Below are 13,691 nucleotides of genomic sequence, written 5' to 3' on the forward strand. Positions count from 1 at the left end.
ATGACCGGTATCGGCCCCGTCGAGCCCGTCAACTCACCGGAGACGGGGGAGAATCACGACGTCATCGGCGCCGACGAGGCACGTCTGACGGACCGTTGGGTATCGCGGTGGGAGAAGTTGTCGCCCAAAACCCGCAGAACAGCTGTGGGAACGGCCGCGTTCACCCTGCTCGCGGCCGGCATCCTCCTCCCCCGCATCCTGGCCGACGAGCACCGCACCGAAGTCCCGGACACCCCCGTCCCCTGGCCCGCCAACGTCACCGCCTGGCGGTACCTCGGACCCGCCGGACTCCCCGAGACCTCCGGCTCCCACCCCACCAGCGGCCGCTTCCGCTTCGCCGTCGACATCCGCAGCGGGCCCCCCGTCACCCTCCAGGTCACCGGCGCCGCCTTCACCGGCCTCACCGCCCACGCCCTGCCCGAGGCCTTCACCGTGCACGCCGGCACGACCCGCCGGGTCACCGTGGAGATATCGGTTTCCGACTGTTCGGGTCTGCCGCTGAATGCCGACCTACCTTTTCTTGACGTAACGCTCCGTAACACGCGCGCAATACAACACCACAGTTTCATCTTCGGCCGGGCCTACTCCCACGACCTTTTCGAGCTCCTTCGAGGCGCCTGCGCCCCGACAACGGCGTCGCAGGCCGGACGGCCAAGCGGAAGTGCAGGTTCTCAAAATGCGGACTGAGGGGAAATTCCGCCAAACCGGCTGAGACCCCCCTCCGTGGAAGCGCGCCATCCACCCCGTCATAACAAGAAAGTCACAAGCCAGCGCACAGCGATGCCCCTGCCTGCAAACCGGGCTTAGAGTCACGGCCAGTCACCGCTCCATCGGGAGTTCGGTACCAGCGCGGCACAAGGCCGCACCCACGAGGGCGCGTGTGCCTGCGGAAAGGACTGATTGTGCGACGTTCCATGGTGATACTGACCTCCGTCTTCGCGACCGGAGCTCTGACGCTCACCGCCTGCGGCTCCCGAGACGACAGTGGCGGCGACAGCGAAGGCGGAGGTGGCACCACCCTGACGATCGGCGTGGACGCTCCGCTCTCCGGCGAGAACTCCACCACGGGTCTCGGCATCCAGTACGGCGCCCAGATCGCCGTCGACGACGCCAACAAGAACAAGCTCGTCCCCGGCGTCACCTTCAAACTGAAGGCCTACGACGACAAGGCGCAGCCCGCCACCGGCCAGTCCAACGCCACCACCATCACGGGCGACAAGACCGCCGTCGGCGCCGTCGGCCCGCTGAACTCCGGCGTCGCCCAGACGATGCAGCAGGTGTTCGCCTCGGCCAACATGGTCCAGATCTCCCCCTCGAACACCAACCCCGAGCTGACCCAGGGCAAGAACTGGCAGACGGCCAAGAAGCGGCCGTACAAGACGTACTTCCGCACCGCCACCACGGACGAGCTCCAGGGCAGCTTCGCCGCCGACTACGCGTACAACGGCCTCAAGAAGAAGAAGGTCTTCGTCGTCGACGACAAGCAGACCTACGGCGCCGGCCTCGCGAAGATCTTCAACGAGCAGTTCAAGAAGCTCGGCGGCACCGTCGTCGGCACCGACCACGTCAACACCGGCGACAAGGACTTCGGTTCCCTCGTCACCAAGGTCAAGAACTCCGGCGCCGACCTGCTCTACTACGGCGGCCAGTACGACGAGTCCTCCCTGATCACCAAGCAGCTCAAGGGCGGCGGAGTCAAGATCCCGCTCTTCGGCGGCGACGGCATGTTCGCCTCCACCTACATCGAGACCGCGGGCACCTCCTCCGAGGGCGACCTCGCCACCGCCGTCGGCGTCCCCGCCGACACCCTGCCCGCCGCCAAGACGTTCATCGAGACGTACAAGTCCAAGGGCTACAAGGGTGACTACGGCGCCTACGGCGCGTACTCCTACGACGCCACCACCGCCATCATCAAGGCCGTGAAGGCCGCCGTCGACGCCAACAGCGGCAAGGTCCCCAGCGACATCAACGCCCTGCGCTCCTCCGTCGTGGACGCCGTCCAGAAGTCCGACTTCGAAGGCATCTCCGGCAAGGTCGCCTTCGACCAGTACGGCGACACCACCAACAAGCAGCTCACCGTCTACCAGGTCACCAAGGGTGCGTGGAAGGCTGTGAAGACCGGCACCGCCGACCTCGGCTAGTCCAGGCCCAGCAGCGCACAGCAACACCACGACGGGCCGCGCGGGAGGGGACCCCGACCGCGCGGCCCTTGCCACACCCCACCCCAGCACGCGATATGTGCACACGACCACCAGCGACAATGGAGGCCACGCGGTGAACACCCTGCCGCAGCAGCTGGCCAACGGGCTGCTTCTGGGCTCGATGTACGGGCTGATCGCCATCGGCTACACGATGGTGTACGGCATCGTCCAGCTCATCAACTTCGCGCACGGCGAGATCTTCATGACCGGGGCCTTCGGCGCCTTCACGGTCTACTTCTACCTCTTGCCCGACGGCACCTCTATGGCCCTCGCCGTCCCCCTGATGCTGATAGGCGGCGGTATCGTCGCCATCCTCATCGCCGTCGGAGCGGAACGGTTCGCCTACCGGCCCCTGCGCGGAGCCCCACGGCTCGCACCGCTCATCACCGCGATCGGTCTCTCCCTGGCCCTCCAGGAAGTCGTCCGCAACTTCTACCCCCGCGCCGACCGCGCCGTCGCCTTCCCCGGCCTCGACGGCACCCACGACATAGGCTCCGTCACCATCAAGGATGCCGACATCTTCCTCGTGGTCGCCGCCATCGTCTGCATGTCCGCCCTCGCCTTCTTCGTCCGCAAGTCCCGCACCGGCCGCGCCATGCAGGCCACCGCCCAGGACCCGGACACCGCACAGCTCATGGGCATCGACACCAACCGCATCATCGTGATCGCCTTCGCCATCGGCGGGTTCTTCGCCGCCGTCGCCGCCGTCGCCTACGGCCTCAAGTACGGCAGCATCGACTACCGCATGGGCTTCCTGATGGGCCTCAAGGCCTTCACCGCAGCCGTCCTCGGCGGCATCGGCAACATCTACGGCGCCATGCTCGGCGGCCTCGTCCTCGGCGTCGCCGAGACCCTCGCCTCCGCCTACATCGACGACATCCCCGGCATGCACCTCTTCGGCGGCGGCTCCTGGAAGGACGTCTGGGCCTTCTGCCTGCTCATCCTCGTCCTCCTCGTCAGGCCACAAGGCCTGCTCGGCGAACGCGTAGCGGACAGGGCGTGATCACGATGACCGACACCACCACTCGCGGCCTGGTCCCGCTCCCCCTCGCCGCGGCCCGCGCGCTCCTCCTCGCCGGAGGCATCGCCACCGCCGCCTCCGCCTTCCTCGCCTGGACCTGGACCAGCGAGTTCCCCGGCGACCTCACCATCACCGGCTACCCCGGCGGCCTCCAATGGCTGACCTTCATCGCCGGCATCCTCACCACCCTGTTCGCCCTCGCCTCCTACGGCATACCCGGCCTCGGCGGCCTCATCCCCGCCCGCAACAACGCACCCCTGGTGCTCACCGCCCTCGGCGGCTTCGGCGTCACCTGGTACACGATCATCTCGATCGCCGCCGAACTCGGCGGACTCGCCAACCTCGAGCCGGGCGGCTGGGTCGCGGCCATCGCCTCCCTCCTGCCCGTCATCGGCGCCTTCGCCCTCCCCGAGCCTCGCACCGCGAGCGCCAAGGAGAACGTCAAGGCGTACCTCGCCAAGCCCGACGGCATCCCCCCCGCCCAGCCCCTCAGCCCCTGGCTCGAGCGCGCGATCATCACGATCGTCACGATCGTCGGACTCGCCGTCTTCACCTACGGCATCGACACCGAGTACGGCGAACTCTTCGTCGGCTACCTCATCGTCGTCGTCTTCGCCGTCTGGGCCCTGCACACCGCAGGCCTCAACGACCGCTTCTCCCGGATCGTCGCCCGCAACCGCAGCTTCACGCTCGCCATGGGCTTCGCCGCCGCGATCGCGTTCCCCTTCACCCAGACCAACGACCACTACGCCAACATCGGCGTCAACATCCTGATCTTCGGGACCGTCGCCCTGGGCCTCAACATCGTCGTCGGCCTCGCGGGCCTCCTCGACCTCGGATACGTCGCCTTCCTCGGCGTCGGCGCCTACACCGCCGCCCTCGTCTCCGGCTCCGAGTTCTCCCGCTTCTCCGGTGTCCACTTCCCCTTCTGGGCCGCCGCCCTCACCGGCGCCGCCGCCTCCCTCGTCTTCGGCGTCCTCATCGGCGCCCCCACCCTGCGACTGCGCGGCGACTACCTCGCCATCGTCACCCTCGGCTTCGGAGAGATCTTCCGCATCGCCGTCAACAACATGGACGGCGACTCCGGCCCCGACCTCACCAACGGACCCAACGGCATCCCGGCCATCCCCGACCTCAAACTCCTCGGGTTCAACCTCGGCCAAGCCCACGACATCGGCGGCTTCACCCTCGGCCGCTTCGCCAACTACTACCTCCTCATGGTGCTGATCATGGCCATCGTGGTCCTGGTCTACACCCGCGCCGCCGACTCCCGCATCGGCCGCTCCTGGATCGCCATCCGCGAGGACGAAACCGCCGCCACCGCCATGGGCATCAACGGCTTCCGCGTCAAACTCATCGCCTTCGCCCTCGGCGCCACCCTCGCCGGCCTCGCCGGCACCGTCAGCGCCCACGTCACCTACAGCGTCGTCCCGACGCCGTACCAGTTCGCCGGCTCCACGCCCCCGAACTCCGCCTTCCTGCTCGCCGCGGTCGTCCTCGGCGGCATGGGCACGGTCGCCGGCCCCATCCTCGGCGCCGCCCTGCTCTACCTGCTCCCGGAGAAGCTCGTCTTCCTCCAGGACAAGTCGCTGCTGGCCTTCGGCATCGCCCTCATCCTGCTGATGCGCTTCCGCCCCGAAGGCATCATCGCCAACCGCCGCAACCAACTCGAATTCCACGAGACCGGCCAACTCGACGTACCAGAAACAACGACGCTGTCCGGCGAACCGGCCGCCGTCACCAAGGCGGGGGCGTGAGCACCATGACGACACAGCCGACACCTGTACTCGAAGCCCGCAACGTCACCATGCGCTTCGGCGGCCTCACCGCCGTCCGCTCGGTCGACTTCACCGTCAACTCCGGCGAGATCGTCGGCCTCATCGGCCCCAACGGCGCCGGCAAGACCACCTTCTTCAACTGCCTCACCGGCCTGTACGTCCCCACGGAAGGCACGGTCTCCTACAAGGGCACCGTCCTCCCGCCCAAGCCCCACCTGGTGACCAAGGCCGGCATCGCCCGCACCTTCCAGAACATCCGCCTCTTCGCCAACATGACCGTCCTCGAGAACGTCCTCGTAGGCCGCCACACGCGAACGAAGGAAGGCCTCTGGTCGGCACTGCTGCGCGGCCCCGGGTTCAAGAAGGCGGAGAAGGCCAGCGAGGAACGCGCCATGGAACTCCTCGAGTTCATCGGCCTGGAAGCCAAGCGCGACCACCTCGCCCGCAATCTCCCCTACGGCGAACAGCGCAAGCTGGAGATCGCCCGCGCACTCGCGTCCGATCCCGGCCTGCTCCTCCTGGACGAGCCCACCGCCGGCATGAACCCCCAAGAGACGCGCGCCACCGAAGAACTGGTCTTCGCCATCCGCGACAAGGGCATCGCCGTCCTCCTCATCGAGCACGACATGCGCTTCGTCTTCAACCTCTCCGACCGCGTCGCCGTCCTCGTCCAGGGCGAAAAACTCGTCGAAGGCACCTCCGAAGTCGTCCAGGCCGACGAACGCGTCATCGCCGCCTACCTCGGCGAACCCTTCGACGGCGACCCCGGCGCGACGGAAGCCGCCCAGGTCGACGCGGCCGAAGCGCAGAGCACCACCGGCACCAAGGGAGAAGCCCAGTGACCGCACTCCTCGAAGTCGAGGACCTCCGGGTCTCCTACGGCAAGATCGAAGCCGTCAAAGGCATCTCCTTCAGCGTCGAAGCCGGCCAGGTCGTCACCCTCATCGGCACCAACGGCGCCGGCAAGACCACGACACTGCGCACGCTCTCGGGCCTGCTGAAGCCCACGGCCGGCAAGATCCTCTTCGACGGCAAGCCCCTCAGCAGCGTCCCCGCCCACAAGATCGTCTCCTTCGGACTCGCCCACTCCCCCGAAGGCCGGCACATCTTCCCCCGCCTGACGATCTTCGAGAACCTCCAGCTCGGAGCCTTCCTCAGGAAGGACAAGGAGGGCATCGAGAAGGACGTACAGCGCGCCTACGAACTCTTCCCGATCCTGGGAGAACGCCGCAACCAGGCGGCAGGCACCCTGTCCGGCGGCGAGCAGCAGATGCTGGCCATGGGCCGCGCACTCATGTCCCAGCCGAAGCTCCTCATGCTCGACGAACCCTCCATGGGCCTCTCGCCGATCATGATGCAGAAGATCATGTCGACCATCGTCGAACTGAAGTCCCAGGGCATGACGATCCTCCTCGTCGAGCAGAACGCCCAGGCGGCGCTCTCCCTCGCCGACCAGGGACACGTCATGGAAGTCGGCAGCATCGTCCTGTCCGGCACCGGACAAGACCTCCTGCACGACGAGTCGGTCCGCAAGGCGTACCTCGGCGAAGACTGATTCCTCGGCTGTACGACGAAGGCCCGCGCCCCTTGCTGGGGACGCGGGCCTCCGTCTTTGCTGATGCCGGGGTTCAGCCCTTGTTGGCCTTCTTCTCGTCCGCGTCCTGGATCACGGCCTCGGCGACCTGCTGCATCGACATGCGCCGGTCCATCGACGTCTTCTGGATCCACCGGAACGCGGCGGGCTCGGTCAGCCCGTACGACGTCTGAAGAATCGACTTCGCCCGGTCGACGAGCTTGCGGGTCTCCAGGCGCAGGGTCAGATCCGCGACCTCGTTCTCCAGCTCCCTGAGCTCCGTGAACCGAGACACGGCCATCTCGATCGCCGGCACGACATCACTCTTGCTGAAGGGCTTGACGAGGTACGCCATGGCACCGGCGTCACGGGCCCGCTCGACGAGGTCGCGCTGCGAGAAGGCGGTGAGCATCAGCACCGGGGCGATCCGCTCCTCGGCGATCTTCTCGGCCGCGGAGATCCCGTCCAGCTTGGGCATCTTCACATCGAGGATGACGAGGTCCGGCTTGTGCTCACGGGCGAGCTCGACGGCCTGCTCACCGTCACCGGCCTCGCCTACGACGCTGTAGCCCTCTTCCTCCAGCATCTCTTTGAGGTCGAGCCGGATCAGGGCCTCGTCCTCGGCAATGACGACACGGGTCGTCAGCGGAGGCACGTGCGACTTGTCGTCGTCGGGCGCGTCTACGGGCTGGGGCGACTCGGGGGCGGTCACGGGGGCTCCTCGTTCAGGGGCGGGGTACTGCTCCCAAGAGCGTACCTAGCTGCGGTATGGTGGACGGGCAGCGGGTCGGGGTAAACCTTCGATTCACTGGGCCCCGGTAGCCCAATTGGCAGCAGGCAATGGATTCAAAACCCATACAGTGTCGGTTCGAGTCCGACCCGGGGCACTTTTCCTTTGATTCGAAGGTCACCATTAGAAGCGGATGTTCACGAGAACGTGAACATCCGCTTTTCGCTGCGTGTCTTCGCGATCACTCGCACAGAGTGGCCGCATGTACGACGTCAGCACACGCAAGCGAGCCCTCGCGCTGGTTGCCCAAGGGCGCAGCATCAACTCGGTCAGCCGACAAACGGGAATCTCGCGAGCCGCGATCCGTTCCTGGCAGCAACGCCTTGAGCCGTTACCGCGCATGGCATCCCCCGATCCCGGGCCACCTGCCGACAACCAGGCCTACGCCTACCTACTGGGTCTCTACTTGGGCGACGGCTGCATCAGTGCGCACCCGCGTGGCGGCGGCTACTACCTCCGCATCGCTTGCGCCGACGCCTGGCCGGGCCTGATCCAGGAGTGCCGCGAAGCCATCACCACAGTGCGTCCGGGTATCGGCGTCTACGCCCTCCAAAAAGAGGGCTACAAGATGGTGACCAGCTACTCCCGACACTGGCCCAGCCTCTTCCCCCAGCACGGTCCCGGCAAGAAGCACGAACGTGCTATCACCCTCGAACCCTGGCAACAGGAGATCGTCGACACGAACCCCTGGGAGTTCATCCGTGGCCTCATCCACTCCGACGGATGCCGCATCACAAACTGGACCACCCGCCTCGTAGCCGGTGAACGCAAGCGCTACGAATACCCCAGGTACTTCTTCAGCAACAAGTCCGACGACATCCGGAAGCTCTTCACCGACACACTCGACCTCGTCGGCGTCGAATGGACCACCCTCGCTCGCGGCTGCGACCCGTTCAACATCTCCATCGCCCGCAGAGCCTCAGTAGCCCTGCTGGACACCCATGTAGGCCCCAAGCACTAGCCACCCCTACTTGGGACTGTCGTCCTCGCCGATGTGGTGCACCCGGACCAGGTTCGTCGACCCGGACACCCCGGGCGGTGAGCCGGCCGTGATCACGACCACGTCGCCCTTCTCGCAGCGGCCGTACCTGAGCAGCAGCTCGTCCACCTGGTGCACCATCGCGTCCGTGGAGTCGACCTGCGGGCCGAGGAACGTCTCCACTCCCCACGTCAGACTCAGCTGCGAGCGCGTTGCGGGCTCCGGGGTGAAGGCCAGCAGGGGGATCGGGGAGCGATAGCGGGACAGCCGCCGCACTGTGTCGCCGCTCTGTGTGAACGCGACCAGGAACTTCGCGCCCAGGAAGTCGCCCATCTCCGCCGCCGCCCGGGCGACCGCCCCGCCCTGTGTACGGGGCTTGTTTCGTTCCGTCAGCGGCGGGAGGCCCTTCGCGAGGATGTCCTCCTCCGCCGCCTCCACGATCTTCGCCATCGTCCGGACCGTCTCGACGGCGTACTTGCCGACACTCGTCTCGCCCGACAGCATCACGGCGTCCGTGCCGTCGATGACCGCGTTGGCCACGTCAGAGGCCTCCGCGCGGGTCGGGCGGGAGTTCTCGATCATCGAGTCCAGCATCTGGGTCGCCACGATCACCGGCTTGGCGTTCCGCTTCGCCAGTTTGATCGCCCGCTTCTGGACGAGCGGCACCTGCTCCAGTGGCATCTCCACGCCGAGGTCACCCCGGGCGACCATGATGCCGTCGAAGGCGGCCACGATGTCGTCGATCGCCTCGACGGCCTGCGGCTTCTCCACCTTGGCGATCACCGGCAGCCGGCGTCCCGACTCGTCCATGATCCGGTGGACGCCCTCGATGTCGCGGCCGCTGCGGACGAAGGACAGGGCGATCACGTCGAAGCCCATGCGCAGGGCCCAGCGCAGGTCCTCCTCGTCCTTCTCCGAGAGCGCCGGGACCGACACCGCCACACCCGGGAGGTTCAAGCCCTTGTGGTCCGACACCATGCCGCCTTCGACCACCCTGGTGTGGACCCGAGGGCCCTCCACCGACGTGACCTCCAGACAGACCTTGCCGTCGTCGACGAGGATGCGCTCACCCACGGCGACGTCCTCAGCGAGTCCGCCGTACGTCGTCCCGCATCCCCGCTGGTCGCCCTCCGCGCCCTCCTCCACCGTGACGGTGAAGGTGTCGCCGCGTTCAAGGAGTACGGGTCCTTCGGTGAAGTGGCCGAGGCGGATCTTCGGGCCTTGAAGGTCGGCGAGGAGGCCTACGCTGCGGCCGGTCTCGTCGGAGGCCTTGCGGACGTGGTGGTACCGCTCCTCGTGTTCGGCGTAGCTGCCGTGGCTGAGGTTGAAGCGGGCTACGTCCATTCCGGCGTCGACCAGGGCTTTGATCTGGTCGTATGAGTCGGTGGCGGGGCCCAGGGTGCAGACGATCTTTGCTCGGCGCATGATTCGACCCTAGACCTTACCGATGGGTAGGGAATTTGGACGGGTATGACGACTCAACATCCTTTGGGTGAAGGGCTGTTGACAAGGGTTGAAGTGTGCGCCAGTCCGCTCTGATGAGCATTCCGGATGCAAATTGCAGCGGCCGCTCACAGTCTCGGTGGTGCCATGGTGAAGCGTGCGTTGACCTGGGCGTGGACGTGTTGGCGTTGGGGTTCGAGGTCGAGGGGGGCGGCTGCGGTGTCCGCTGCGGCCTCGTAGGCCATGGAGCGTGCGCGGCTCGCCTTGCCGACGAAGCGGGGTTCGGGGTCCTCGGCGCCGATGTCGGCGAGTTCGACCAAGGAGGCGAGCGACGTGCCCAGTGCTTCCGCGTACTCCCTCGCCCGCTGGACCGCTTCCCGTACGGCCTGTTGCCGGGCTTCGCGGTAGGCGGGTGAGTCCCGGCGCAGGGCCCACCACGGGCCGTCGACGCTCGTCAACTCCAGGTCGGCCAGTCTGGTGGTGAGCTCACCCAGTGCGGTGAAGTCCGTCAGTTCCGCCGTGATGTGGACGCGGCCGTGGTAAGCGTGGACGCGTTCGCTGCGGCCGTGTTCCTTGAGTTCCGGGGTGACCGAGAAGGAGCCGGTTTCCAGGCGTTCGACTGCGTCGCCGTAGGACTTCAGCAGGTCCAGGACGCTCGCGTTGCGGCGGGTGAGGTCGTCGAGGGCGGTGCGGCGGTCCTTGCCGCGGGCGGCGACGGTGATGCCGATGCGGGCGATCTCGGGGTCGACTTCGAGGTGGGCCTCGCCGCGGACGGCGATGCGGGGGGCGTCGGGGGTGCCGTAGGGAACGGTCATAACGACCCACTCTGTCAGTTTTCACAGGTTGGGTCATCAGATCGAAACCTGCGAGGCCTGTTGCCGTTGGGCACGATCGGGTCAGAATCTACGCGCGTTGTTGACCGTTCCCCGAGGAGATCAAGACATGCCCTTGAACCGCAGGAAGTTCCTGGAGAAGTCCGCCGTGACCGGTGCGGGTGTCGCGCTGGCGGGTGGCGTGGGCGCTCCGGCGGCTCAGGCCGCGGAGGCGAAGACGGGTCACGAGACGCGGTACTCCCTGACGGTGATGGGCACGACCGATCTGCACGGTCATGTCTTCAACTGGGACTACTTCAAGGACGCGGAGTACAAGGACTCGGCGGGCAACGCGCAGGGTCTGTCCCGGATCTCGACGCTGGTGAACCAGGTGCGTGCGGAGAAGGGCCGCTGCAACACGCTGCTGCTCGACGCGGGTGACACGATCCAGGGGACGCCGCTGACGTACTACTACGCGAAGGTCGACCCGATCACGGCCGAGGGTGGTCCCATCCACCCGATGGCCGCGGCCATGAACGCCATCGGGTACGACGCCGTGGCGCTGGGCAATCACGAGTTCAACTACGGCATCGAGACGCTGCGGAAGTTCGAGGAGCAGTGCGACTTCCCGCTGCTGGGTGCGAACGCGCTGGACGCGAAGACGCTGCGGCCCGCTTTTCCGCCGTACTTCATCAAGAAGTTCCGTGTGAAGGGCGCGCCGCCGGTGAGGGTCGCGGTGCTGGGTCTGACCAATCCCGGTATCGCGATCTGGGACAAGGCTTATGTGCAGGGCAAGTTGACGTTCCCGGGGCTTGAGGAGCAGGCGGCGAAGTGGGTGCCGAAGCTGCGGTCGATGGGTGCGGACGTGGTGGTGGTGTCGGCGCACTCGGGTTCGTCGGGGACGTCGTCGTACGGTGACCAGTTGCCGTACGTCGAGAACTCGGCGGCGCTGGTGGCGCAGCAGGTGCCGGGGATCGACGCGATTCTGGTCGGGCATGCGCATGTGGAGATCCCGGAGCTGAAGGTCACCAACACGAAGACCGGGAAGACGGTCGTGTTGTCGGAGCCGTTGGCGTATGCGGAGCGGCTGTCGCTGTTCGACATCGAGCTGGTTTTCACGAAGGGCCGTTGGTCGGTCGAGTCGGTCTCGTCGAAGGTGCTCAACTCGAACTCGGTCGCGGACGACCCGAAGATCACCAAGCTGTTGAAGGCCGACCATGACGTGGTCGTGAAGTACGTCAACCAGGTCGTCGGTACGGCGACGCAGACGCTGACGACGGTCGAGGCGCGTTACAAGGACGCTCCGATCATCGACCTGATCACGAAGGTCCAGGAGGATGTGGTCAGGGCGGCGCTGGCGGGTACGGAGTACGCCTCGCTGCCCGTGATCGCGCAGGCGTCGCCGTTCTCGCGGACCTCGGAGATCCCGGCGGGCAAGGTGACGATCCGGGATCTGTCCAGCCTGTACGTGTATGACAACACGCTGGTGGCGAAGTTGCTGACGGGTGCGCAGCTCAGGGCGTACCTGGAGTACTCGGCGGAGTACTTCGTGCAGACGGCGGCGGGGGCGGCGGTCGACGTGGAGAAGCTGACGAACGCGAACAGCCGTCCGGACTACAACTACGACTACGTGTCGGGGCTGTCGTACGACATCGACATCGCGCAGGCGGCCGGTTCGCGGATCAAGAACCTGACGTACAACGGTGCCGCGTTGGACGACGCCCAGAAGTTCGTGTTCGCGGTGAACAACTACCGGGCCAACGGTGGCGGCGCGTTCCCGCACGTGGCCTCCGCCACCGAGCTGTGGTCGGAGTCGACGGAGATCCGCACGCGGATCGCGGAGTGGGTGACCGCGAAGGGCGTACTGGACCCGAAGGACTTCGCGTCGGTGGACTGGAGGCTGACGCGGGACGGAACCCCTGTGTTCTAGAGGTCCAGCAGGGTGAGGTCCACGGCGTCGGCGATGGCTTTCGCGCCGGCGTCGTTGACGTGGAGGCCGTCGCCGGCGTTGAACTCGGGGCGGATCCGGTCGGGTTGGTCCGGGTCCGCGACGGCGGCGGCCACGTCCACGATCCCGTCGAAGGGGTGGTCGTCGCCGAGCAGCCAGGCGTTGACCTCGGCGCGTACGGCCTGGCCGCGCGGGGCGTCGTAGCCCTCGTGGACGGTGCCCTTGTAGGGGCCGATCGTGGAGCCGATGACGGTGAGTCCGGCGGTGTGGAGGCGGTCGGCGAGGGTGGTGAGGCTGTCCTTGAACTCGGCCGCGGTGGGGCCTTCGGCGGGTTCCGGGTGGGCGAAGTGACCGGGTAGGCCGAGGTCGTTGAGCCCTATGTGGACGATGACGTGGCTGACGCCGGGGACGGCGAGGACGTCGTGGTCGATGCGGGCCAGGAGGTGTTCGCCGATCTCGTCGGTGAGCAGCCGGTTGCCGGAGATGCCCGCGTTGACGATCCAGCCGCGTTCCAGGCGGCGGCTGAGCTGTCCGGGGAAGCTGTTGTCGGTGCCGGGGGCGGTGGCGGCGCCTTCGATCCAGGAGTCTCCGAAGGCGACGGCGATGCGGGTGCCTGCCGGGGCGAGGACGTCTGCGCCGGCGAGGAGGTGGCCGGTGGCGAACTCCTCGGGGTCGTCCAGTACGGCGGCGGACAGTTGGTTGCCGGGGACGGCGTGTCCGGTGTCGTAGGGCATGGCGGTGAAGGTGGTCGGTCCGGTGTCGCCCGGCAGGTAGAGGCTGAGGGTGAGTTCCTCGCCCGTGCTCACGGGGAGTTCGACGGGGTCGCTGATCGTCTCCTCGCCGGCGGGGATGGTGACGGTGGGGGTGCCGGAGAAGCGGAGCGGGGTGTCGCTGCCGGGGTCGATGCCGCTGCCTTTGGTGCGCAGGGCGAGGTGGGCGCCGCCGATCTCCAGGGGTGTGGTGCCGTAGCGGTTGGTCAGGTGGATGCGGACGGCCTCGCCGCCGCCGGCCAGGCGCAGGGACTGGCGGACGGTCTGGTCGGTGAAGCCGCGGGAGTCGAAGAGGGCGAGGTTTTCGTGGGGGTTGATGGCGGCGGCGCGGTGGGCGGCGGTCCAGGTGGTCGTCATGTGGGAGCCAACCGGGCCG

The 13,691-nt window shown here is 67.2% G+C and carries 12 protein-coding genes and 1 tRNA gene; 9 read left to right on the forward strand and 4 right to left on the reverse strand.

Going from position 1 to position 13,691, the window contains the following annotated elements:
• The 6 genes from QF027_RS12865 to QF027_RS12890 all read left to right on the forward strand — a co-directional run bounded on the left by QF027_RS12865 (nucleotide 1) and on the right by QF027_RS12890 (nucleotide 6,555).
• Nucleotides 1–687, forward strand: a complete 687-nt coding sequence (locus QF027_RS12865) for a hypothetical protein (protein WP_306982976.1) — start codon at nucleotides 1–3, stop codon at nucleotides 685–687.
• Between the two features lie 227 nt (nucleotides 688–914).
• On the forward strand, nucleotides 915–2,141 hold the full coding sequence (locus tag QF027_RS12870) for a branched-chain amino acid ABC transporter substrate-binding protein (protein WP_306982974.1): 1,227 nt from the start codon (nucleotides 915–917) through the stop codon (nucleotides 2,139–2,141).
• Between the two features lie 133 nt (nucleotides 2,142–2,274).
• Nucleotides 2,275–3,204, forward strand: a complete 930-nt coding sequence (locus QF027_RS12875) for a branched-chain amino acid ABC transporter permease (protein WP_280856938.1) — start codon at nucleotides 2,275–2,277, stop codon at nucleotides 3,202–3,204.
• Nucleotides 3,205–3,209: 5 nt separating this feature from the next.
• Complete coding sequence (locus QF027_RS12880; protein WP_306982972.1) at nucleotides 3,210–4,979, forward strand: branched-chain amino acid ABC transporter permease; 1,770 nt, start codon at nucleotides 3,210–3,212, stop codon at nucleotides 4,977–4,979.
• A gap of 5 nt (nucleotides 4,980–4,984) precedes the next feature.
• The gene (locus QF027_RS12885; protein WP_307082353.1) at nucleotides 4,985–5,842 is read left to right on the forward strand and encodes an ABC transporter ATP-binding protein; all 858 of its coding nucleotides are present in this window, start codon (nucleotides 4,985–4,987) and stop codon (nucleotides 5,840–5,842) included.
• Entirely contained in the window at nucleotides 5,839–6,555 is a 717-nt protein-coding gene (locus QF027_RS12890) for an ABC transporter ATP-binding protein (RefSeq protein WP_062038154.1), read from the forward strand. The genes QF027_RS12885 and QF027_RS12890 overlap by 4 nt, the downstream gene beginning before the upstream one ends.
• A 73-nt stretch (nucleotides 6,556–6,628) precedes the next feature.
• On the opposite strand, the gene QF027_RS12895 is transcribed toward QF027_RS12890, so the two are convergent.
• Nucleotides 6,629–7,285 (reverse strand): ANTAR domain-containing response regulator, encoded by a 657-nt coding sequence (locus QF027_RS12895; RefSeq protein WP_031041938.1) that lies wholly within the window; start codon nucleotides 7,283–7,285, stop codon nucleotides 6,629–6,631.
• 100 nt (nucleotides 7,286–7,385) lie between these two features.
• Here QF027_RS12895 and QF027_RS12900 point away from each other — a divergent pair.
• Nucleotides 7,386–7,460, forward strand: a tRNA-Leu gene (locus QF027_RS12900).
• A 105-nt stretch (nucleotides 7,461–7,565) separates the two neighbouring features.
• The gene (locus QF027_RS12905) at nucleotides 7,566–8,324 is read left to right on the forward strand and encodes a helix-turn-helix domain-containing protein (protein WP_307074587.1); all 759 of its coding nucleotides are present in this window, start codon (nucleotides 7,566–7,568) and stop codon (nucleotides 8,322–8,324) included.
• 6 nt (nucleotides 8,325–8,330) lie between these two features.
• Here QF027_RS12905 and pyk read toward each other — a convergent pair whose 3' ends face one another.
• Both pyk and QF027_RS12915 read right to left on the reverse strand, forming a co-directional pair.
• A complete protein-coding gene (gene pyk / locus QF027_RS12910) occupies nucleotides 8,331–9,767 on the reverse strand; it encodes a pyruvate kinase (RefSeq protein ID WP_307074589.1) in 1,437 nt (478 codons plus the stop codon).
• A 146-nt stretch (nucleotides 9,768–9,913) separates the two neighbouring features.
• The gene (locus QF027_RS12915) at nucleotides 9,914–10,600 is read right to left on the reverse strand and encodes an SIMPL domain-containing protein (RefSeq protein ID WP_307074590.1); all 687 of its coding nucleotides are present in this window, start codon (nucleotides 10,598–10,600) and stop codon (nucleotides 9,914–9,916) included.
• A gap of 127 nt (nucleotides 10,601–10,727) precedes the next feature.
• On the opposite strand from QF027_RS12915, the gene QF027_RS12920 reads away from it, so the two are divergent.
• Nucleotides 10,728–12,527: a bifunctional metallophosphatase/5'-nucleotidase gene (locus tag QF027_RS12920; protein ID WP_307074592.1), complete on the forward strand. Its 1,800-nt coding sequence runs from the start codon at nucleotides 10,728–10,730 to the stop codon at nucleotides 12,525–12,527.
• On the opposite strand, the gene QF027_RS12925 is transcribed toward QF027_RS12920, so the two are convergent.
• On the reverse strand, nucleotides 12,524–13,672 hold the full coding sequence (locus tag QF027_RS12925; RefSeq protein WP_307074594.1) for a GDSL-type esterase/lipase family protein: 1,149 nt from the start codon (nucleotides 13,670–13,672) through the stop codon (nucleotides 12,524–12,526). The genes QF027_RS12920 and QF027_RS12925 overlap by 4 nt on opposite strands.
• Nucleotides 13,673–13,691 lie beyond the last annotated feature (19 nt).

Source organism: Streptomyces canus, from assembly GCF_030816965.1.
GTDB lineage: Bacteria > Actinomycetota > Actinomycetes > Streptomycetales > Streptomycetaceae > Streptomyces > Streptomyces canus_E.

What these genes read in the sequence shown, in the direction of transcription:
- QF027_RS12920 (WP_307074592.1), top strand. Translation starts at nt 10,728, where the DNA reads ATGCCCTTGAACCGCAGGAAGTTCCTGGAGAAGTCCGCCGTGACCGGT.
- QF027_RS12865 (WP_306982976.1), top strand. Translation starts at nt 1, where the DNA reads ATGACCGGTATCGGCCCCGTCGAGCCCGTCAACTCACCGGAGACGGGG.
- pyk (WP_307074589.1), bottom strand. Translation starts at nt 9,767, where the DNA reads ATGCGCCGAGCAAAGATCGTCTGCACCCTGGGCCCCGCCACCGACTCA.
- QF027_RS12885 (WP_307082353.1), top strand. Translation starts at nt 4,985, where the DNA reads ATGACGACACAGCCGACACCTGTACTCGAAGCCCGCAACGTCACCATG.
- QF027_RS12915 (WP_307074590.1), bottom strand. Translation starts at nt 10,600, where the DNA reads ATGACCGTTCCCTACGGCACCCCCGACGCCCCCCGCATCGCCGTCCGC.
- QF027_RS12905 (WP_307074587.1), top strand. Translation starts at nt 7,566, where the DNA reads ATGTACGACGTCAGCACACGCAAGCGAGCCCTCGCGCTGGTTGCCCAA.
- QF027_RS12880 (WP_306982972.1), top strand. Translation starts at nt 3,210, where the DNA reads ATGACCGACACCACCACTCGCGGCCTGGTCCCGCTCCCCCTCGCCGCG.
- QF027_RS12870 (WP_306982974.1), top strand. Translation starts at nt 915, where the DNA reads ATGGTGATACTGACCTCCGTCTTCGCGACCGGAGCTCTGACGCTCACC.
- QF027_RS12925 (WP_307074594.1), bottom strand. Translation starts at nt 13,672, where the DNA reads ATGACGACCACCTGGACCGCCGCCCACCGCGCCGCCGCCATCAACCCC.